Raw genomic sequence first — 19,524 nt, 5'->3', positions numbered from 1 at the left:
CCTCTCTCGACAAGGAACCGCCATGCCCCACGCCGACCTCGTCCTCTCCGGAGGCCCCGTCTTCACCGCCGACGCGGTGCGCAGCCGCGCGAGCGCGGTCGCCGTCGTCGGGGGGAGGATCGCGGCCGTCGGACACGACGCCTCCGACTGGATCGGCCGGCGCACCGAGGTGGTCGACCTCGGCGGGCGGATGCTCGTCCCCGGCTTCCAGGACGCGCACGTGCACCCGGTCTGGGGCGGGTTCGACATGATGCGCTGCTGGGTCGGCGACGGAGCGACATCGGGCGACTACCTCGCGACGATCGCGGACTACTCGGCGCGGAACACCGACGAGGAGTGGATCCTCGGCGGCGGCTGGAGCATGTCGGCGTTCCCCGGCGGCACCCCGACCGCGGCGGCGCTCGACGCGGTCGTGGCCGACCGCCCCGCCTTCCTGACCAACGCCGACGGGCACGGCGCGTGGGTCAACTCCGCCGCCCTGCGACTCGCCGGTATCGACCGCGACACCCCCGATCCCGCCGACGGGCGCATCGAGCGGCTCCCCGACGGCACTCCGTCCGGCACCCTGCACGAGGGGGCGATGGAGGCGGTGCGGCGCCTCCTGCCCGCCTCGACCGACGAGCAGATGCGCCAGGCGCTGCTGCTCGGGCAGCGCTACCTGCACTCGCACGGGGTGACCGGCTGGCAGGACGCGATCATCGGCTCCTACGGCGACGTCGGCGACCCGGGCCCGGCGTACGTGCGGGCGGCGGAGGCGGGGGAGCTGACCGCGCGGGTCCGCGGCGCGATCTGGTGGGACCGTGCGCGCGGCGTCGAGCAGATCCCGGAGCTGATCGAGAAGCGCGAGCAGTGGACGGCGGGCCGCTTCGCCGCGACGAGCATCAAGATCATGCAGGACGGCGTCGCCGAGAACTTCACCGCGGCGATGCTCGACCCCTACCTGGACGGCCACGGGGCGCACACGCACAACGACGGGCTCTCGATGGTCGACCCGGCGGTGCTGAACGAGGCCGTGCCGCTGCTGGACGCGGCGGGCTTCCAGGTGCACTTCCACGCGATCGGCGACCGCGCGGTGCGCGAGTGCCTCGACGCTGTCGAGCACGCGATCGCCGCGAACGGCCCCAGCGGCAATCGCCACCACCTCGCGCACCTGCAGGTCGTGCACCCCGAGGACGTGCCGCGGTTCCGGCGGCTCGGCGTCGCGGCGAACCTGCAGATGCTGTGGGCGGCGCTCGAGCCGCAGATGGTCGAGCTGACCCTGCCTTTCCTCGGCGAGGAGCGCGCGGCGTGGCAGTACCCGTTCGGCGACCTGCAGCGCTCGGGCGCGGTGCTCGCGGCGGGCAGCGACTGGTCGGTGTCGACCCCGGACCCGCTCGCGGCGATGCACGTCGCCGTGAACCGGCTCTCGGCCCCCTCGGAGCGCGGGGCGGCCGGGAACTACGACGTGTTCCTCCCGGAGCAGCGGATCGACCTCGCGACGGCCCTCACCGCGTACACCGCCGGCTCGGCCTGGGTGAACGGCGCGGAGGCGGTGAGCGGCTCGATCGAGGTCGGCAAGGACGCGGACTTCGCGGTGCTCGACCGCGACCCCTTCGCGCACGACCCGCTCGAGATCGGCGAGACCCGCGTGCTCGAGACCTTCGTCGGCGGGACCCGTGTCTACAGCACCTCCGAGAGGACGACCTCATGACCTCCCTCCTGATCACCGGCGGGCACGTGCTCACCCCGGCCGGCGTCGTCGAGGAGCCGGTGCTGCTCGTCGACGGCCTGATCGCCGCGATCGGCGGCGAGGCTCCGGAGGGCGTCGAGACGCTCGACGCCGCGGGCGGGCTCGTGCTGCCCGGCTTCCAGGACAGCCACGTGCACCCGCACCACGCGGGCCTCGACATCCTCTCGTGCGACCTCACGCCCTACACGACGCGCGAGGAGTACCGCGGGGCGATCGCCGCGTACTCGGCGGCGAATCCCGACCTCGAGTGGATCGTCGGCGGTGGCTGGTCGATGGACTCGTTCCCCGGCGGACTGGCGACCGCGGCCGAGCTCGACGAGATCGTGCCCGATCGCCCGGCGTACTTCCCCAACCGCGACGGCCACGGCGCCTGGGTGAACTCGCGGGCGCTCGCGATCGGCGGGATCGACGACTCCACTCCCGACCCCTCCGACGGCCGCATCGAGCGCGACGGCGACGGGCACGCGCTCGGCACGCTGCAGGAGGGGGCGATGCAGATCGTCGCGCGGCACATCGAGCTCCCCACCGAGGACGACCTCGACGACGCCATGCTGGTCGCGCAGGAGCGCCTCTTCGCCTGGGGCGTCACCGGCTGGCAGGACGCGATCGTCGGAGCGACCAACGACGTGCCGGACACGCTCGACTCCTACCTGCGGCTCACCGCCTCCGGGGCGCTGAAGGCCCGCGTCGTCGGCGCGCTGTGGTGGGACCGCGGGCGCGGGATCGAGCAGATCGACGAGCTGGTCGCCAAGCGCGAGCGGGCGGCGGCCGCGGGGTTCCGCGCGACGAGCGTCAAGATCATGCAGGACGGCGTCGCCGAGAACTTCACGGCCGGGATGCTCGAGCCCTACCTCGACGAGTGCGGCTGCCCGACCCACAACGCGGGCAAGAGCTTCGTCGACCCGACGTCGCTGCAGGAGATCTCGATCCGGTTGGACGCGCTCGGCTTCCAGATCCACTACCACGCGCTCGGCGACCGGGCCGTGCGGGAGGCGCTCGACGCGATCGCCGCCGCGCGCGCCGCCAACGGAGACTCCGACCTGCGGCACACGCTCGCGCACATCCAGGTGATCCACCCCGACGACGTGCCGCGCTTCGCCGAGCTCGGCGTCGTGGCCAACATGCAGCCGCTGTGGGCGCGGCACGAGCGCCAGATGGACGAGCTGACGATCCCCTTCCTCGGGGCGCAGCGCGCGCGGCGGCAGTACCCGTTCGGGTCGCTGTCGCGCGCGGGTGCCGCCCTCGCCTCCGGGAGCGACTGGCCGGTCAGCACCGCCGACCCGCTCGAGATCGTGCACACGGCGGTCAACCGCGCCAACGTCTCCGCCGACGGGAGCTTCCGCCGTCCGTTCCTCGGCGAGCAGGCCCTCTCGCTCGCCGATGCGCTGGCCGCGCACACCGCCGGCACCGCGTACCTCAACCACGACGAGGACGCCTCCGGCACCCTCGCGCCCGGGCTCGCGGCCGATGTCGTCGTGCTCGACCGCGACCCGTTCGAGCGGCCGATGAGCGAGATCGGGCTGGCCCGGGTCAGCGCGACGATCGTCGGCGGCGAGATCGTGCACCGCGCCTGATTCCCGCACCTCCCCGCACCGCCTACCGAGAAGAGAAGCGATGTCCTCCTCACGACCCCTGCGCGCGCTCGTCCCCTCCGCCCTCGAGTCCCGTCTCGCGCGGCGCACCTTCCTCGGCGGCTCGGTCGCGGCCGCGACCCTCGGTCTCGCGGCGTGCGCGAGCCCGTCCGGTGGCGGTGGCGACTCCGGAGGCGGCAGCCTCAGCATCTACACCTGGGGCGAGTACGACGATCCGGCGACGCTGACCGACTTCACGGCCGCGCAGGGCCCGTCGGTGATCGTCGACTCGTACAGCTCCAACTCCGAGCTCGCCGCGAAGCTCGGCACGGCCCGCGGCACCAGCGGCTACGACATCTGCGTGCCGACGCACTCGTACGTGGCCGAGATGGGCTCGGCCGGGCTGATCAAGGAGCTCGACCTCTCGCGCATCCCGAACTTCGCCAACCTCAGTTCCGCGGTCGTCGACACCCCCTTCGACCCGGGCAATAAATACAGCGTCTGCAAGGACTGGGGCTCGACCGGCTACGTCTACGACACCAGCGTCATCACCCGCGAGCTGACCTCGTGGGCCGACTTCCTCGACGCCGCGCAGAACGAGGCCTCGGGCAGCTTCTCGCTGATGGAGGACCAGGGCGAGGTCTCGTACACCTACTTCTTCGCGAACGGGATCGATCCGAACACCACCGACCCCGACGACCTCGCCGCGTTCCGCAGCTACTACCTCGACAACATCGCCCAGCACGTGCAGGCCTTCGAGTCGTACTCGAGCCAGTCGGTCAGCGCGTCGGCGCGCACACTGATGCACGCCTGGAACGGCGATGCGCGCCTCGGCATCCTGAGCAACCCCGACCCCGAGCGCTACCGCTTCGTCTGGCCGTCGGAGGGCGCGAACCTCTGGCAGGACAACTGGGCCATCGTCGAGGGCGCCGAGAACGAGGACGCCTCCTACGCCTTCATCGACTACGTGCTCGAGCCCGACGCGTCGCTGAAGGAGCTGGCCTACATCGGCTACAACACCGGCGTCGAGGGCATCGAGGAGGCGGCGACCGCGGCGGGAGTGGAGCGTCCCGATCTGATCTTCATCGACGACGAGCGGATGTCGAAGCTCGTCTACAGCCAGATGACGAGCGCGACGCAGGACGTCATCGCGATCTTCGACGAGATCAAGGCGAAGGCGGGGCAGTGACGGAGCTCACGAACGGCGACGTCTCGTTCTGGTGGTCCTCCCTCGGGCGACCGGAGCCGCGTCCGTCGCTCCCCGAGTCGATCGACGTCGACGTCTGCATCGTCGGCGCCGGCTACACCGGCCTCTGGACGGCGTACTACCTGAAGAGGGCGGCGCCCGAGCTGCGCGTCGCGATCCTCGAGCAGCGCTTCGCGGGCTTCGGCGCCTCCGGCCGGAACGGCGGCTGGCTGACCAACGAGATCACCGGAGGCGTCTCCTCCTACGCTCGCAGCCACGGTCCCGAGACGGTCGACCGCTTCCAGCTCGCGGTGAACGAGACGGTCGACGAGGTGATCGCCGTGGCGCTCGCCGAGGGGATCGATGCCGACATCGTGAAGGGCGGCGAGTTCCAGGTCGCCCGCGGCGACGCGCAGAAGGCCCGCCTCGAGGCGACGGTGGCGGCGGCCCGCGCCCGGGCGCACACCGACGTCGAGCTGCTCGACGCGCGGGAGGCGTCGGCGCGGATCGCGGTGAGCGGCACCTCCGCCGGCATGTGGCACCCGCACTGCGCGCGCATCCACCCGGCGAAGCTCGCAGCAGGGCTCGCCCGCGCGGTCGAGGCGCTCGGGGTCGAGATCTACGAGGACACCCGGGTCGACGAGATCCGGGCCGGGGTGGCGGTCACCGCGCGGGGGAGCGTGCGCGCCCGGTTCGTGCTGCGCGCGACGGAGGGGTTCACCGCCCGGCTGGCCGGCCACGAGCGGGAGTGGCTGCCGATGAACTCGTCGCTGGTCGCGACGGAGCCCCTCGGCGCGGAGGTCTGGGGCGAGCTCGGCTGGGCGGGTCGCGAGACGCTCGGCGACTTCGCGCACGCCTACATGTACGCGCAGCGCACCGCCGACGACCGCATCGCCATCGGCGGGCGCGGAGTGCCCTACCGCTTCGGCTCGGGGATCGACGACGACGGTGCGACCGATCCGCGCACGGTCGGGATGCTGCGCGAGATCCTCGAGCGCTTCTTCCCGGTGCTGCGCGGAGTCGGCATCGAGCACGTCTGGTCGGGGGTGCTCGGCGTGCCGCGCGACTGGCACGCGACGGTCGGACTCGACCGCGCCACCGGCCTCGGCTGGGCGGGCGGGTTCGTCGGCACCGGTGTGACGGCGACCAACCTGGCGGGGCGGACCCTCCGGGACCTGGTTCTGCAGGAGCTCGGCCCGGGGGAGCGGACGCCGCTCACGGAGCTGCCCTGGGTCGACCACCGCGTCCGCCGGTGGGAGCCCGAGCCGCTGCGCTGGCTGGCCGTGAAGACGCTCTACACCGCGTACGGCCTCGCCGACCGGGCGGAGGAGCGGGGCCGGCCGACGACGTCACCGCTCGCGAGCCTCGCCGACGTGGTCGCGGGGCGCTCGCACTAGGGCGTCACGACTCCCCGCGTTGGACGAGCCGCGACAGCACGATCGCCGAGCGGGTGTGGTCGACGTTGGGGGCGATGCGCACCTTCTCGAGCGCGAGCTCGAGGCTCGGGATGTCGCGCGAGCGGATGTGCACGATCGCATCGGCCGAGCCGGTGACCGTTCCGGCGTAGACGACCTCTGGCACGGCCGAGAGGATGCGGCGCAGCTCGTCGGGCGCGACGGTGCCCCGGCAGAACAGCTCGACGTACGCCTCGGTGCTCATGCCGTCGACCGCCGGGTCGACCTTGATCGTGAAGCCGCGGATCACGCCGTCTGCCACGAGGCGGTCGACGCGGCGCTTCACGGCGGAGGCGGACAGACCGACCACCCCGCCGATGTCGCCGTAGCCCGCGCGGGCGTTCAGGCGCAGCAGATCGAGGATCTTCCGATCGATGTTGTCCATGGCTCGAGGATAGGCGGGGAGGGTCGGCGGACGCCTTGCTCGCTGATCGAGTAGGCCGCGGAGCGGCCGTATCGAGATCCACCTCCGTCAGAAGGCGAGGTGTGCAGACCGCTCGTCTGACGCTGGTGGGTCTCGATACGCCCCTGTGGGGCTACTCGACCAGCATGGGGAGGCTGGCGAGGTCTGTGCGGACTCCTCGCCTGACGCTGGTGGGTCGCCCAGGAGAAGCGACCTCCTGAGCGGGGTCCCTCCTCGCTGATCGAGTAGGCCGCGGAGCGGCCGTATCGAGATCCACCTCCGTCAGAAGCCGAGGTGTGCAGACCGCTCGTCTGACGCTGGTGGGTCTCGATACGCCCCTGCGGGGCTACTCGACCAGCGGGCTGACTGGCTGGCGAGGTCTGTGCGGACTGCCCGCCTGACGCTGGTGGGTCGCCCAGGAGAAGCGACCTCCTGAGCGGAATCCCCCTCCTCGCTGATCGAGTAGGCCGCGGAGCGGCCGTATCGAGATCCACCTCCGTCAGAAGGCGAGGTCTGCAGACCGCTCGTCTGACGCTGGTGGGTCTCGATACGCCCCTGCGGGGCTACTCGACCAGCATGCTGTGAGCGAGCGGGCGACGCTCGGAGGGAAGGGTAGCCTTGCCTCAGACAGCCGACCGAGCCGGAGGGAGCCGCGTGCCCGCGTTCCTCGACGAGCTGGGCTTCGTGGAGCTGCTGGCGGCGCTGTTCGTCATCGTCTTCCTCCGCGCGCAGGCGACGTACTGGGCGGCGCGCGCGATCGTGACCGGCGCCGCCTCCCGCCGCGGGGGCCGCTGGCTGGAGTCGCCGGCGATGCGGCGGGCCTCGGCGCTTCTCGCGCGCTACGGCGCCCCGGCCGTCACGCTCAGCTTCCTCACCGTGGGGTTCCAGACGGTGCTCAACGCCGCGGCGGGGGCCTCGCGGATGCGCTTCCTCGTCTACCTGCTCGCGATGCTGCCCGGCTGCGCGGCCTGGGCGCTGATCTACGCGACCGTCGGCTTCGCCGTGCTCTGGGCCGTCATCGGCGCCGCGGCCGGGTCTCCGCTCGGGATCGCCTCAGTCGTCGTGCTGCTGATCGCCGTCGTCGTGGCGGTCGTGCTGCTCCGCCGCCGCAGCACGACGCACTGACTTCGCGCACCCCTCGCCAAACAGGCGAGCCGGGCTATATAGTTGCTCTCGGTCAATAGTTGACGCAGGTCAACCAGTGCACGCCGGTCATCCAGAGCCGGCCGGTGCGGACCGCATCGTCACGAGGAGCAGAATGTCCCGCCCAGAACGCGCCGCCACTGTGGAGCGCACCCCCGCCGGCCCCGACGGGGCCATGTCGCACCGCCAGGTGCTCGAATCCCTCAGCGGACTGCTGCTGGGGATGTTCGTCTCGATCCTCGCGGGCACGGTCGTGTCGACCTCGCTGCCGCTGATCATCTCGGACCTCAAGGGCGACCAGAACGCCTACACCTGGGTCGTCACCGCGACGCTGCTCGCGACCACGGTCTCGACTCCGCTCTGGGGCAAGTTCGCCGACCTCTTCAATCGCAAGCTGCTCATCCAGCTCGCCCTCGCGATCTTCGTGATCGGATCCGCGGCCGCCGGCTTCTCGCAGGACACGAACATGCTCATCGTGTTCCGCGTCTTCCAGGGCCTCGGCGCCGGCGGACTCGCGGCGCTGAGCCAGATCATCATGGCCGACATCATCAGCCCCCGTGAGCGCGGCAAGTACGCCGGCCTCTTCGGCGGAGTGATGGCGATCGGCACGGTCGGCGGCCCGCTCCTCGGCGGCGTCGTCACCGACGCGTTCGGCTGGCGCTGGAACTTCTTCATCGCGCTCCCCGTCGCGATCGTGGCGATCATCCTGCTGCAGGTGACCCTCCGACTCCCCGCGCACCCCAAGCGCACGGTGAGGATCGACTACCTCGGCGCCGTGCTCATCGCCGGCGGCGTCTCGCTGCTGCTGATCTGGGTGTCGCTCGCCGGCAAGAACTTCGAGTGGGCCTCGTGGGAGACCGCGGTCATGGTCGGCGGATCCGTCGTCCTGCTCGTCGCGGCCGTCATCACCGAGCTCACCGTCGCCGAGCCGATCATCCCGATGGGCATGTTCAAGAACCGCACCTTCAGCCTCGCCGTCGTCGCGAGCATCTCGGTCGGCGTCTCGCTCTTCGGCACCGCCGTGTTCCTCGCGCAGTACATGCAGCTCTCGCGCGGTGCGACGCCCACCCAGTCGGGCCTGCTGACGATCCCGCTGATGGCGGGCCTGCTGATCGCCTCGACGATCTTCGGCGGCATCATCTCGCGCACCGGCAAGTGGAAGGCGATCATGATCACCGGCGCCTCCTTCTCGATCATCGGCACGGCCCTCCTGAGCCAGCTGCGCTACGACACGAGCTTCGTGTACGTCGGCATCTCGATGGCGGTCCTCGGCGCCGGCCTGGGCATGCTCATGCAGAACCTGGTGCTCGTGGTGCAGAACTCGATCGAGGTCAAGAACCTCGGAGTCGCGACCAGCGCGGTCACCTTCTTCCGCAGCCTGGGCGGAACCATCGGCGTCTCGGTCCTCGGCTCGATCCTCGGCACCGTCATCGCCGATCGCACCGCCAGCGGTATCGCGGGACTCGCCCCGGCCGACCAGGCCGCGGCCGCGCAGGCGCTCGGCAGCGGCACCATCCCGCAGGTCTCGACCCTGCCCGACGCCGTGCGCGTCGTGGTCGAGGGCGCCTACGGGATCGGCGTCGGCGACGTCTTCCTGTTCAGCATCCCGCTGGCGATCGTCACCCTGATTGCGGTGGCCCTGCTGCCGAATGTCGACCTCGGCACGAAGAACGCCGTGCAGTTGAAGGCGACTCCTGTCGAGGCCGCCGAGGACGCGCTGATCGGCGCCTCCGATGGACAGGCGGGACTGCGTCCCGTCGGCCAGTCGCAGGCCACCGACCAGGCGACGCACTCGGAGGCGCGCCACGTGGCGCACGCCCGTCACGCGGCGTCCGCGGCTCAGCCCAGGCCGACCGGCTCGATCGACGTGGTCGAGCGACGCTGATGACGCCGACCGCGCCCGCTCCGACCAGCGCCCTGCTCGAGGTCGAGGAGCAGATCACGGCGCTCGCCGTCCAGGTGCGGGCAGCGGTCCGCGACGCGGCGGCGGCGATCGATCCGTCCCTGCCGCCGTTCGGGCTCCGGCTCCTCCGGATGCTCGAGCGCTGCGGACCGGTCCACTCCAGCGCCGCGGCCGACCAGCTGGGGGTGGACCGCAGCGCGATCAGTCGCCAGGCCCGCCAGCTCTGCCGGCTGGGCCTGGTCGAGATGACCGCCGACCCGGCCGACGGGCGGGCGCGCTTCCTCGCGCTCACTGCGGAGGGTCGAGCGCGGATGGCCGACCTCGGCGGCCTCCAGCGCCGCCGGATGCAGGAGGCGCTCAGCTCCTGGCCCGAACCGGACCTCCGCGCCTTCGCCGGCTACCTGGAGCGGCTGACCTCCGCGAGCTGAACACAGCGGAGTGCCCAGTAGCGTCACCGGGTGCACGACGGGGGTGAACTGTATAGGCTCCTTCAGGGAATCGTGATGGAGAGTTCAAAACGATCCTTGAGGATCAGTACGTCAAGCACTCTAAATCGACTGGGGAGATATGTTCGCCGCATTGCTTCCTGGGATCAGAGAACTGCGGGTTCCGCTGGCTGTCGGATTTCTCTGGATGGCTGTTCTTTGGACCGCGACGTCGGCATTCCTCCGAAGTCCGCCCGAAGAGTCGTTTCTCAGCGACTTAGCATCGCTAGCGGAATGGATATCGGCGCCAGTTTTTCTCGTCGCACTTTCCTTCGTAGCCTACCTAGTCGGAATCGGTCTGCGACCTCTTGTGCTCACTCCGCTCGTGCGGAAAGTGTATTCGGGCGATGACTCGGCGGCGATGACTGACCTGACGCGATTTGTCACATTAGAGCTCACAAAGGCTCAGAACCGTGGAGTAAAGGCCAGGGAGGTGTTGAAGAGCTTTCCCGTGCTTGAGGAGCAGGAGCGAAGCCGGTTCTCGGATGAGGCGCGCGAAGAACTAGTGTTGGAGAGGGCTGCCGAGATCAGCACCCAAAACTACCGCCCTGCGCTCGATGACGTCGATAACGCTGAGCGGTGGGAATGGCTTCTAACTAAATCGTCTGAGTTGGCAAACGATGCTGTTGAAACGAGCGCGCGCTTCGCAGACTACTTGTTGATGAATCACCGAGATGCATTCGATAAACTGGATCGAAGCCTTGCAGAGGCGGAATTTAGGGAGAGTATTGCCGTACCGCTCGTGTTCGCGGTTTCGGCGATTGCTACGCGTGTCTCGTTCGAGACAGGGGTTGATTGGGCTCTCTTTGCGATCCCGGCAGTGATAATACTATCGCTTGGATTGTCTTATTCAGCGCTGCTGATAAAAGATGAAGCCGATCAGACTATGTCGCGTTACATTGTCTCTAAAAACTTCAGTTCTCCGGTAATTGATATTATCTCGAATAGCCAGCCGAAGGATTTGTGATCGCTGCGAGAGATCGCCTCTCATCAACGCAACTACCTGCGCCTGGAATTTTTCGTCACCCTCGCATCGCGGGCGGCTTGCCAACCACTCCCGCGACGTGCACCACGAAGGCGCGCCGCCGGTCGCGGGTGCCCTCGCCGCCGCGCTCGGCGAACGGCGTCAGGTGCCAGATCTCGCACAGGCCGAGCAGCGCGATGAACAGGTCGTCGGGCGCCCAGCTCGCGTCCACGACTCCGGAGCGCTGCCACTCGAGAACCCGCGCCTCGGGGGCGGGGATGCCGCCCAGGCGCTCGCCCGCCTCCTCCCAGAAGCCGGAGCCCTCGAGGCGCGCCCAGGTGAGCAGGCGGAGGAACTCCGGGTGCTCCCAGACGTGGTCGAACATCCGCCCGGCGAGGTCGGGCAGATCGGCCGCCTCGGCGAGCAGGGTGTCGTCCAGCGCCTTCAGGGCCTCGACCACTGTCGAGACGAACAATCCCCGCTTGCCGCCGTAGTAGGCGTAGAGCCGCTCCTTGTTGAGGCCGGCGGAGGCGGCGACCCGGTCGACCCTCGCCCCCGCGAACCCGTGCGCCGCGAACTCGGCGGTCGCGGCGTGCAGGATCCGCTCGCGCGCGGATGTCTTCTCGATGTTCGTCTGATCCACGCTTACACCTCCGGGCGCTCGAACAGTACACTCGTCAACGCCCAACCAACCAGTTGGGGTGGTTCAGTCTCAACGATGCGGCTCGGATCCGGACCCGCCGGTCCCGCTCCCTCCGCTTCGAAAGGCTCTGCAATGCCCGCGCCCTCCTCCTCCCGCCGCTGGTGGGTCCTCGTGATCCTCGCGATGACCCAGCTCGTCGTCGTCCTCGACGGCACCATCGTCACGATCGCCCTGCCCGCCGCGCAGGCCGACCTCGGTCTCACCGACGTCGAGCGCCAGTGGGTCGTCACGGCGTACGCGCTCGCCTTCGGCGCCCTCCTGCTCATCGGCGGCCGCATCGCCGACTACACCGGGCGCAAGCGCACCTACCTCATCGGCATGATCGGCTTCGGCGCCGCGAGCGCCTGGGGCGGCGTCGCCTCCTCCGGCACCGAGCTCATCGCCGCGCGCGGCCTCCAGGGCGCGTTCGCCGCGCTCCTCGCCCCCGCCGCCCTGGCCCTCCTGACCGTGTCCTTCCCCGGCGGACGCGAGCGCAACACCGCGTTCGCCGTGTTCGGCTCGGTCGCCGGAGCCGGCGCCGCGGTCGGCCTCGTCCTCGGCGGCCTGCTCACCGAGTTCGCCGACTGGCGCTGGTGCCTCCTGGTCAACGTCCCCGTCGTGATCGTCGGCGTCGTCGCCGGTGCGCTGCTCGTGACCGAGAGCCGCGCCGAGGGCCGCAACCGCTTCGACATCGCCGGCACGATCACCGTCGCGCTCGGTCTCGCCAGCGTCGTCTACGGCTTCACCCTCGCCGAGCAGGGCTGGCTGCGCATCGACACCCTCGGCTTCCTCGTCGCCGGCGTCGTGCTGCTCGCGGTCTTCGTCCGCATCCAGGCGCGCTCCGACCACCCCCTGCTGCCGCTGCGCATCGTCGCCGACCGGGTCCGCGGAGGCGCGTTCCTCATCCAGGCGATCGTCGGCAGCGTCATGATCGGCTCGACCCTCTACCTCACGCTGCACCTGCAGCTGGTGCTGGGTCTCGCACCGCTCGAGGCCGGCCTCGCCAACCTCTCGATGACCGTCACGATCATGATCGTCGCCGGGATCGCCACGAAGCTGCTCCCGAGCGTCGGCCCCCGCGTCCTGATGATCGTCGGCCCGCTGATCGCCGCCGCCGGCCTCGTCTACCTCAGCCGCATCACCCCCGACGGCTCCTACCTCGTCCAGGTCCTCCCCGCGCTGATCCTGCTCGGCGTCGGCATGGCCATGATCTTCGTGCCCGTGCAGAACGTGGCACTGACCGGAGTCGCCGCGCACGACGCCGGCGCCGCCGGAGCGACCGCGAACGCCGCGATGCAGATCGGCGGCTCGATCGGCCTCTCGATCTTCACCACGATCTACGCCGGAGTCGCGGGGGAGCAGGGCTCGCCCGTCGAGTTCGTCGACGGCTACTCCGCGGTGTTCGTCGCGGCCGCGGTCGGCCTGGTGCTGGCCTCCGTCATCGCGTTCTCGATGATCCGCATCAAGAAGGAGGAGTTCCTCGCGCAGGCTCCCCAGGAGGCCGTCGCCCACCTGGGCTGAACGCGTACTCTGGAGGAATGAGCATCCAGGAGGTCGTCGGCGGTCGCACCGCCGTCGTCAGGTAGCAGCCGCTCCCGGTCCGTCCTCGGACGACCGGGCAGCGGCGCCTTCGGAACCCGGCCCCCGGGGTCGGTCTCTTCCGTCGTGCCTTCACACTTCCGGATCCGCCCGCGTCGTCGGGCCCCATCGAACGGTGCTCCCATGCTCCCCCTGACCGACCAGACCATCCGCGACTCCTTCGTGAACGCCTCCCGCAAGGAGGTCTCGGACCTCTCGCTGCCCACCGGCTTCGACACTCTCGACTGGGAGGCGATCGACCACCTCGGCTGGCGCGACCGAAAGATCGGCCGCCGTGCCTACGTCGTCGTTCCGCTCGAGGAGCGGCTCGTCGGCGTCGTCCTCCGGCAGGCCGACGCGAACCCGCGCTCGAGGGCGCAGTGCTCGTGGTGCCGCGACATCCGCCTGCCCAACGACGTCGTGTTCTTCGGTGCGAAGAAGGCCGGACCGGCCGGCCGGGCCGGCGACACCCTCGGCACGCTGATCTGCGCGAACTTCGAGTGCTCGGTCAACGTCCGCACCCGCCCGTCGGTCGCCTACGTCGGGTTCGACGTCGAGGCGGCGAAGGCCGAGCGGATCGCGACGCTGCGCGCGAAGACCACCGGCTTCGTCCGCGAGGTGCTCGGCGAGGCCTGAGGAAGGGCGGGCGGAGGCGCTCAGCGCGCGGTCGACGCGCGCACGTGCATCCGCTCGCCCTGGCGGCCGAACAGGCTGAGGAACTCGACGGCCCTCTCGTCGGCCCGCCCGAACCAGTGCGGCACCCGGGTGTCGAACTCGGCGGCCTCGCCCGGCGGCAGCACCAGGTCGTGCTCGCCGAGCCTCAGACGCAGCCGCCCGCTGATCACGTAGAGCCACTCGAAGCCCTCGTGGGTCCGCTGCTGCTCGGGCGCGGGCACCGGACCCGCGGGGATCGTGGTCTTGAAGGCCTGCAGCGCGCCCGCGTCCCTGCTGAGCGGCTGGATCACCATCCCGTGCCGGGTGAAGGGCCGGCCGTGCACCCGCGGATCCTCGGGAGCCGCCCCGACCAGTTCGTCGAGCGGTGCGCCGAGGGCCCGCGCGATCGGCAGGAGCAGCTCGAGCGTCGCGCGTCGCCCGCCGCTCTCGAGGCGCGAGAGCGTGCTCGCCGAGATCCCCGTCTCGGCGGCGAGCGACGCCAGGGTGCGGTCGCGCCGGGTGCGGAGGCGCCGCAGCCGCGCACCGACGGCCGCCACGATCTCGTCGTCGGAGGGGGAGTGCGCGGGATCCATGCTGCGAGCCTCCCACGCTCGGGGCGTGGTCATGCCATTACGGCACGGATCCTCGCCCTCGGATGCCGTCTCGCGCACTCTCGAGTCATGACCGACACCAGCACCCCCTCCGACGTCCTCATCATCGGCGCCTCGTTCGCCGGCCTCGCCGCCGCCACCGCGCTCGGCCGGAGCCTGCGCGACGTGGTCGTCGTCGACGGCGGCGCGCCCCGCAACGCGCCCTCTCCCGGCGCCCACAACGTGCTGACCCGCGACGGCACCCCGCCCGTCGAGCTGGCCCGCCTCGGCCGGCTCGAGGCCGAGGGCTACGGCGCCCGGGTCGTGACCGGCCGCGTGATCAGCGCCTCCGCCTCCGGCGCCGGCGTCTCCGCCACCCTCGAGGACGGCACCGTGCTGCGCGCCCGCCGCCTCCTGCTCGCGACCGGCGTCCGCGACCACCTGCCCGCGATCCCCGGCCTCGCCGAGCGCTGGGGACGCGACGCGCTGCACTGCCCCTACTGCCACGGCTTCGAGGTCCGCGGGCAGCGGATCGGCGTGCTCGGCAGCTCCTTCTCGGGCCACCAGGCGCAGATGTTCCGGCAGCTGAGCGACCGCACCTCGATCCTGTCGAACGGCGTGTGCGTGCCCTCGGCGGAGGAGGCCGCGGCCCTCGCCGCGCGGGGCATCGAGCTGATCCCCGGCGTCGTCGAGCAGGTCGTGGTCGAGGACGACCGCGTCGTCGGCGTCCGGATCGACGGACGCCTGCACCCCCTCGACGCGCTCGTGGTCGGCCCGCGCGTCGAGGCCGTCCTGCCCGAGGGCCTCGGTCTCGAGCTCGTCGACCACCCGTCCGGAGCCGCCCGCCACCTCGCCGCCGACCCGATGGGCCGCACCGGAGTGCCCCGCGTCTTCGCCGCCGGCTCCGTCGTCGAGCCGATGGCGCAGGTGATGGCCTCGGCCGCCGACGGCCTGCGCGTCGCCGCCGCGATCAATTACGACCTGATCGAGGAGGAGATCGCCGCGGCGCTCGGCGCAGCCGCGGCCTGAGCTAGCGCCGCCGGTACTCCAGCTCCGGGCGCCCGGGGGAGCCGTAGCGCGGGGCGCGCTCGGCGACTCCGGTGTCGGCGAGGTGCTCGAGGTAGCGCCGGGCCGTCACCCGCGAGACGTCGAGGCGGGTCGCGAGCTCGCCCGCCGAGAGGCCGACGGGCCCGAGCAGTCCGGTGACCGCCTCGAGGGTCTCGGCCGAGAGCCCCTTCGCCAGGCCCGGCGCGTTCGAGGTCCGCAGCGCCGCGAACGCACCGTCGACCTCGAGCTGGCTCGCGACGTCCGCGCCGTGCATGCGTTCCCGATAGGAGCGGTAGCTCGCGAGCTTCGCCGCGAAGACGCTGAAGACGAACGGCTTGATCAGGTACTGCACGATCCCGGCCGAGACGGAGGCGCGCACCACGGCCGCGTCGCGCACGGCCGTGATCGCGATCACGTCGACGTCGAGCCCCGCCGTGCGGACCGCCCGGCAGAGGTCGAGCCCGCCCATGTCGGGCAGGTTCATGTCGAGGAGGATCAGCGCGATCGCCGGGTCCGCCCGCAGCGCGCGGATCGCCTCCGCCCCGCTGCCGGCCACCGCGGCGACCTCGAACCCGTCGACCCGGCGCACGTAGTCGGCGTGCGCGCTCGCGGTCAGCGGCTCGTCCTCCACCACCAGCACGCGGATGCTCATCGCGTCGCTCCCTCGCGCAGCGGCAGCTGCACCGTGAACACCGCACCGACGTGCCGCGACACCTCGATGCTCCCGCCGAGCCGCTCGACCACCTGCTGCACGAGGGCCAGGCCGATCCCGCGGCCGAACGCGTCCGACTCCTTCGTCGAGTAGCCGCGGGCGAACACGTCGGCGGCCTCCTCGACTCCGGGGCCGCTGTCCGAGACCTGCAGCACCAGGTCCCCGCCGTCGCCGAGACCCAGGTAGACCTCGACCCACGGTTCGCGGTCGAGCGCGGAGGAGGCGGCCGCGTCGAGCGCGTTGTCGATCAGATTGCCGAGCACGGTCACCAGGTCGCCCGGCTCGAAGCCCTGGGTGCCGGGCTCGAGGTGCGTCTCGAGGTGCAGCTCGACGCCGCGCTCGCGGGCCTGCGCCGCCTTGCCGAGCAGCAGCGCGGCGATCACCGGCTCCTGCACCGAGCTCAGCACCCGGTCGGCGAGCCGCTGACTCAGGTTGAGCTCGCCGGCCGCGAAGGCGAGCGCCTCCTGGGGGCGGCCGAGCTCGATCAGCGACGCGATCGTGTGCAGGCGGTTCGAGAACTCGTGGGTCTGCGAGCGCAGCGCATCCGAGAGGGTGCGCATCGACTCCAGCTCGCCGCTGACCCGCTGCAGCTCCGTGCGGTCGCGGAGGGTCGTGACCGTGCCGAGCGGACGGGCGCCCGGCGAGGCGGCCGGCCGCTCGTTGACGACGAGGATGCGCTCGTGCGCGACGACCAGGCGGTCGGCGATCGGCTCGTCGGCCTGCAGCAGCTCGCGCAGCGCCTCGGGGATGTCGAGATCGGCGACCGGGATCGGCGTCTGGACGCCCTCGAGCCCGAGCAGCTCGAGCGCGTGGTCGTTGGCGAGCACGAGCCGCCCGCGATCGTCGACCAGCAGCAGCCCCTCGCGGACCGAGTGCAGCACCGACTCGTAGTACGCGAAGACCTGGCTCATCTGCTCCGGCCCGCGCCCGCCCGTGACCCGGCGGAGGTACCGGGCGAGCAGCCACGAGCCGACGCCGCCGAGCGCGACCGCGCCGAGCACGCCCCAGGCCACGACCTGCACGCGCGAGACGAAGGAGGCGTCGACCGCCGAGAGCGTCACGCCCGCCGAGACCAGCGCCACGACGGTCCCGTCGGCATCGAGGATCGGCGCGACCGCGCGCACCGACGGGCCGAGCGTTCCCGTGTAGGTCTCGGTGAACGTGCGCCCCTCGAGCGCGGGCGCGATCGTGCCGAGGAAGGGGAGGCCGATCTGGTCGCGGTCGCGATGCGTGAGGCGGGTGCGGTCGGGATCCATGATCGTGAGGAAGTCGACGCCGGTGTCGGCCATGATCTCCTCGGCGTACGGCTGGAGCGATGCCGACGGATCCGCCTCCTCGGTCGCCTCGAGCACGAACGGGTTGTCGGCGACGGTGCGGGCCACCACCAGACTCCGCTGGGCCGCCTCCTCGCCCGAGCGGCCGCGGGCGTCGATCGCGAGCACGACCACGGCGGCCGCGCCGACCAGCAGGATGCAGAGGAGCTGGATCACGAACAGCCGCGCGGCGATGCTCCCGCGGGGACCGCGCGCGGCGACCGGCCTGACCATCGCGAACCTCCTCGTCCGTGAACAGTATGAACGCAACCTCCGACCCCGACCGCGGCGGGTTCAGCATCGTCCTGTGCCGGAGCCCCCGCTCCGCCGACTCGACGAAGAGACAGGACACGCTCATGGCGAAGACGCCCGGCAGCCCCAGGCCCCGCACCGATCGGCTCAGTCCCGCGGCCACCCCCGCGAAGACCCGCAGGCGGATCGACCGCAATCACTGGCTCTACATCGCGGTGATCATCGCCGTGGTCGCGGGCGTCGTCGTCGGACTCGTCGCCCCCGCCTTCGCCGCGACGCTCGAGCCCGTCGGCAAGGCCTTCGTCGGCCTGATCAAGATGATGATCGCGCCGATCATCTTCTGCACGATCGTGATCGGCATCGGATCGATCGCGAAGGCCGCCACGGTCGGCAAGGTCGGCGGGCTCGCGCTCGGCTACTTCATCGTGATGTCGACCTTCGCGCTCGCGATCGGCCTCGTCGTCGGCAACCTGCTGCACCCGGGCGAGGGCCTCGACATCTCGAGCGCCACCTACGACACGAGCGATCTGAAGGCCGAGACGACGTCGGAGTTCATCCTCGGCATCATCCCCGTCTCGCTCTTCTCCTCGCTGGTCGACGGCAGCATCCTGCAGACCCTCTTCGTCGCCCTCCTGGTCGGCTTCGCCCTGCAGAAGATGGGCCCCAAGGGCCAGCCGATCCTCGGAGCGATCAAGCAGCTGCAGGTGCTCGTCTTCCGCATCCTCTCGATGGTGCTCTGGGTCGCCCCGATCGGCGCCTTCGGTGCGATCGCGGCGGTCGTCGGCAAGACCGGCTGGGGCGCGGTCGTCGCCCTCGCCACGCTGATGATCGGCTTCTACCTCACCTGCGCGATCTTCGTGGTCGTCATCCTCGGCCTGCTGCTGCGCCTGGTCACCGGCGTCAGCATCTTCTCGCTGATGAAGTACCTGGCCCGCGAGTACCTCCTGATCGTCGGCACCTCCTCCTCCGAGGCGGCTCTGCCCCGCCTGATCGCCAAGATGGAGCACCTCGGCGTCTCCAAGCCCGTCGTCGGCATCACCGTCCCGACCGGCTACTCGTTCAACCTCGACGGCACCGCGATCTACCTGACGATGGCCTCGCTCTTCATCGCCTCCGCCACCGGTGCGCCGATGTCGATCCCGGAGCAGATCGGCCTCCTCCTCTTCATGATGATCGCGTCGAAGGGCGCCGCCGGCGTCACCGGAGCCGGCCTCGCCACCCTCGCGGGCGGCCTGCAGTCCTTCCGCCCCGACCTCGTCAACGGAGTCGGCGTCATCGTCGGCATCGACCGGTTCATGTCGGAGGCGCGCGCCGTCACCAACTTCACCGGCAACGCGGTCGCCACCCTGCTGGTCGGCACCTGGACCAAGCAGATCGACATGGTGCAGGTCCGCGAGGTGCTCGGCGGCCGCCTGCCGTTCGACGAGGCCACCCTCGGCGCCGACGACCACGGCTCCGACGGGCACGGTGCGCCCGCCTCCGGCACCTCGATCACCGAGGGCATCGCCTCGATCCAGGACTCGGACGAGGCCGGCCGCACCCGCGCCGAGCTGGCGGCCAAGCGCTAGCCGACACGCACGACGAAGGCCCCGCCGGAACTCCCCGGCGGGGCCTTCGTGCGTGTGGGCGTCAGCGGGAGGAGCCGGCTGCGCCCGCGTCCCCCCCCCATGCTGGTCGAGTAGCCGCCGCAGGCGGCGTATCGAGACCCACCAGCGTCAGCAGATCAGGCCTGAGCCCTGCGCTTCTGACGGACGTGGATCTCGATACGCCCGCTGCGCGGGCTACTCGATCAGCAGCGGGGGGACGCGGGCTTGCAGGCTCGGTCGATCGGCGGTCTGGTCGGGGCGTCCGCGGTCAC

17 protein-coding genes are annotated in these 19,524 nt (G+C 71.1%); 12 read left to right on the top strand and 5 right to left on the bottom strand.

The features are described 5' to 3' along the window. Positions 1–22 precede the first annotated feature (22 nt). Genes GRS96_RS17560 through GRS96_RS17545 form a run of 4 tightly spaced genes read left to right on the top strand, consistent with a single transcriptional unit; the run spans position 23 to position 5,883 of the window. The gene (locus GRS96_RS17560) at positions 23–1,690 is read left to right on the top strand and encodes an amidohydrolase (protein WP_159989081.1); all 1,668 of its coding nucleotides are present in this window, start codon (positions 23–25) and stop codon (positions 1,688–1,690) included. Then, positions 1,687–3,303, top strand: coding sequence for an amidohydrolase (locus tag GRS96_RS17555; RefSeq protein WP_159989080.1), 1,617 nt, complete (start codon positions 1,687–1,689; stop codon positions 3,301–3,303). The genes GRS96_RS17560 and GRS96_RS17555 overlap by 4 nt, the downstream gene beginning before the upstream one ends. A gap of 40 nt (positions 3,304–3,343) precedes the next feature. Further along, the gene (locus GRS96_RS17550; RefSeq protein ID WP_159989079.1) at positions 3,344–4,489 is read left to right on the top strand and encodes an ABC transporter substrate-binding protein; all 1,146 of its coding nucleotides are present in this window, start codon (positions 3,344–3,346) and stop codon (positions 4,487–4,489) included. Then, positions 4,486–5,883, top strand: a complete 1,398-nt coding sequence (locus tag GRS96_RS17545; protein ID WP_159989078.1) for an NAD(P)/FAD-dependent oxidoreductase — start codon at positions 4,486–4,488, stop codon at positions 5,881–5,883. The genes GRS96_RS17550 and GRS96_RS17545 overlap by 4 nt, the downstream gene beginning before the upstream one ends. Positions 5,884–5,887: 4 nt before the next feature. Here GRS96_RS17545 and GRS96_RS17540 read toward each other — a convergent pair whose 3' ends face one another. Then, the gene (locus GRS96_RS17540) at positions 5,888–6,325 is read right to left on the bottom strand and encodes an Lrp/AsnC family transcriptional regulator (protein ID WP_056037720.1); all 438 of its coding nucleotides are present in this window, start codon (positions 6,323–6,325) and stop codon (positions 5,888–5,890) included. A 672-nt stretch (positions 6,326–6,997) separates the two neighbouring features. Here GRS96_RS17540 and GRS96_RS17535 point away from each other — a divergent pair. The 4 genes from GRS96_RS17535 to GRS96_RS17520 all read left to right on the top strand — a co-directional run bounded on the left by GRS96_RS17535 (position 6,998) and on the right by GRS96_RS17520 (position 10,841). Beyond that, entirely contained in the window at positions 6,998–7,468 is a 471-nt protein-coding gene (locus GRS96_RS17535) for a DedA family protein (RefSeq protein WP_159852708.1), read from the top strand. Between the two features lie 133 nt (positions 7,469–7,601). Continuing rightward, entirely contained in the window at positions 7,602–9,371 is a 1,770-nt protein-coding gene (locus GRS96_RS17530; protein WP_442966626.1) for an MDR family MFS transporter, read from the top strand. Next, positions 9,371–9,817, top strand: coding sequence for a MarR family winged helix-turn-helix transcriptional regulator (locus GRS96_RS17525; protein WP_159989077.1), 447 nt, complete (start codon positions 9,371–9,373; stop codon positions 9,815–9,817). Before GRS96_RS17530 ends, GRS96_RS17525 begins: the two co-directional genes overlap by 1 nt. Positions 9,818–10,235: 418 nt before the next feature. After that, positions 10,236–10,841: a hypothetical protein gene (locus GRS96_RS17520; RefSeq protein ID WP_159989076.1), complete on the top strand. Its 606-nt coding sequence runs from the start codon at positions 10,236–10,238 to the stop codon at positions 10,839–10,841. 55 nt (positions 10,842–10,896) lie between these two features. Here GRS96_RS17520 and GRS96_RS17515 read toward each other — a convergent pair whose 3' ends face one another. Further along, entirely contained in the window at positions 10,897–11,481 is a 585-nt protein-coding gene (locus tag GRS96_RS17515) for a TetR family transcriptional regulator (protein WP_159989075.1), read from the bottom strand. A gap of 132 nt (positions 11,482–11,613) precedes the next feature. Here GRS96_RS17515 and GRS96_RS17510 point away from each other — a divergent pair, with 132 nt between their 5' ends. Then, positions 11,614–13,041 (top strand): MFS transporter, encoded by a 1,428-nt coding sequence (locus tag GRS96_RS17510; protein ID WP_159989074.1) that lies wholly within the window; start codon positions 11,614–11,616, stop codon positions 13,039–13,041. A 201-nt stretch (positions 13,042–13,242) separates the two neighbouring features. Then, positions 13,243–13,734: an FBP domain-containing protein gene (locus tag GRS96_RS17505; RefSeq protein WP_159852700.1), complete on the top strand. Its 492-nt coding sequence runs from the start codon at positions 13,243–13,245 to the stop codon at positions 13,732–13,734. 20 nt (positions 13,735–13,754) lie between these two features. Here the strand turns inward: GRS96_RS17505 and GRS96_RS17500 are convergent, their stop codons facing one another. Beyond that, on the bottom strand, positions 13,755–14,378 hold the full coding sequence (locus GRS96_RS17500; protein WP_235021761.1) for a helix-turn-helix domain-containing protein: 624 nt from the start codon (positions 14,376–14,378) through the stop codon (positions 13,755–13,757). Positions 14,379–14,432: 54 nt separating this feature from the next. Here GRS96_RS17500 and GRS96_RS17495 point away from each other — a divergent pair, with 54 nt between their 5' ends. After that, a complete protein-coding gene (locus GRS96_RS17495; RefSeq protein WP_159989073.1) occupies positions 14,433–15,371 on the top strand; it encodes an NAD(P)/FAD-dependent oxidoreductase in 939 nt (312 codons plus the stop codon). Position 15,372: 1 nt separating this feature from the next. On the opposite strand, the gene GRS96_RS17490 is transcribed toward GRS96_RS17495, so the two are convergent. Both GRS96_RS17490 and GRS96_RS17485 read right to left on the bottom strand, forming a co-directional pair. Beyond that, positions 15,373–16,041 (bottom strand): response regulator, encoded by a 669-nt coding sequence (locus GRS96_RS17490; RefSeq protein WP_159989072.1) that lies wholly within the window; start codon positions 16,039–16,041, stop codon positions 15,373–15,375. Continuing rightward, complete coding sequence (locus GRS96_RS17485) at positions 16,038–17,648, bottom strand: sensor histidine kinase (protein WP_159852694.1); 1,611 nt, start codon at positions 17,646–17,648, stop codon at positions 16,038–16,040. Before GRS96_RS17485 ends, GRS96_RS17490 begins: the two co-directional genes overlap by 4 nt. Before the next feature lie 122 nt (positions 17,649–17,770). Here GRS96_RS17485 and GRS96_RS17480 point away from each other — a divergent pair, with 122 nt between their 5' ends. Beyond that, positions 17,771–19,234: a cation:dicarboxylate symporter family transporter gene (locus tag GRS96_RS17480; protein ID WP_159989071.1), complete on the top strand. Its 1,464-nt coding sequence runs from the start codon at positions 17,771–17,773 to the stop codon at positions 19,232–19,234. The last annotated feature ends 290 nt before the right edge of the window (positions 19,235–19,524 follow it).

Source organism: Rathayibacter sp. VKM Ac-2803, assembly GCF_009807175.1.
Lineage (GTDB): Bacteria > Actinomycetota > Actinomycetes > Actinomycetales > Microbacteriaceae > Rathayibacter.
The sequence above is the reverse complement of the archived record's forward strand: the minus strand, read 5'-3'. Positions and strand labels throughout refer to the sequence as shown.

What these genes read in the sequence shown, in the direction of transcription:
- GRS96_RS17560 (WP_159989081.1), top strand. Translation starts at nt 23, where the DNA reads ATGCCCCACGCCGACCTCGTCCTCTCCGGAGGCCCCGTCTTCACCGCC.
- GRS96_RS17555 (WP_159989080.1), top strand. Translation starts at nt 1,687, where the DNA reads ATGACCTCCCTCCTGATCACCGGCGGGCACGTGCTCACCCCGGCCGGC.
- GRS96_RS17550 (WP_159989079.1), top strand. Translation starts at nt 3,344, where the DNA reads ATGTCCTCCTCACGACCCCTGCGCGCGCTCGTCCCCTCCGCCCTCGAG.
- GRS96_RS17540 (WP_056037720.1), bottom strand. Translation starts at nt 6,325, where the DNA reads ATGGACAACATCGATCGGAAGATCCTCGATCTGCTGCGCCTGAACGCC.
- GRS96_RS17530 (WP_442966626.1), top strand. Translation starts at nt 7,602, where the DNA reads ATGTCCCGCCCAGAACGCGCCGCCACTGTGGAGCGCACCCCCGCCGGC.
- GRS96_RS17525 (WP_159989077.1), top strand. Translation starts at nt 9,371, where the DNA reads ATGACGCCGACCGCGCCCGCTCCGACCAGCGCCCTGCTCGAGGTCGAG.
- GRS96_RS17520 (WP_159989076.1), top strand. Translation starts at nt 10,236, where the DNA reads ATGACTGACCTGACGCGATTTGTCACATTAGAGCTCACAAAGGCTCAG.
- GRS96_RS17510 (WP_159989074.1), top strand. Translation starts at nt 11,614, where the DNA reads ATGCCCGCGCCCTCCTCCTCCCGCCGCTGGTGGGTCCTCGTGATCCTC.
- GRS96_RS17505 (WP_159852700.1), top strand. Translation starts at nt 13,243, where the DNA reads ATGCTCCCCCTGACCGACCAGACCATCCGCGACTCCTTCGTGAACGCC.
- GRS96_RS17500 (WP_235021761.1), bottom strand. Translation starts at nt 14,378, where the DNA reads ATGACCACGCCCCGAGCGTGGGAGGCTCGCAGCATGGATCCCGCGCAC.
- GRS96_RS17495 (WP_159989073.1), top strand. Translation starts at nt 14,433, where the DNA reads ATGACCGACACCAGCACCCCCTCCGACGTCCTCATCATCGGCGCCTCG.
- GRS96_RS17490 (WP_159989072.1), bottom strand. Translation starts at nt 16,041, where the DNA reads ATGAGCATCCGCGTGCTGGTGGTGGAGGACGAGCCGCTGACCGCGAGC.
- GRS96_RS17485 (WP_159852694.1), bottom strand. Translation starts at nt 17,648, where the DNA reads ATGGTCAGGCCGGTCGCCGCGCGCGGTCCCCGCGGGAGCATCGCCGCG.
- GRS96_RS17480 (WP_159989071.1), top strand. Translation starts at nt 17,771, where the DNA reads ATGGCGAAGACGCCCGGCAGCCCCAGGCCCCGCACCGATCGGCTCAGT.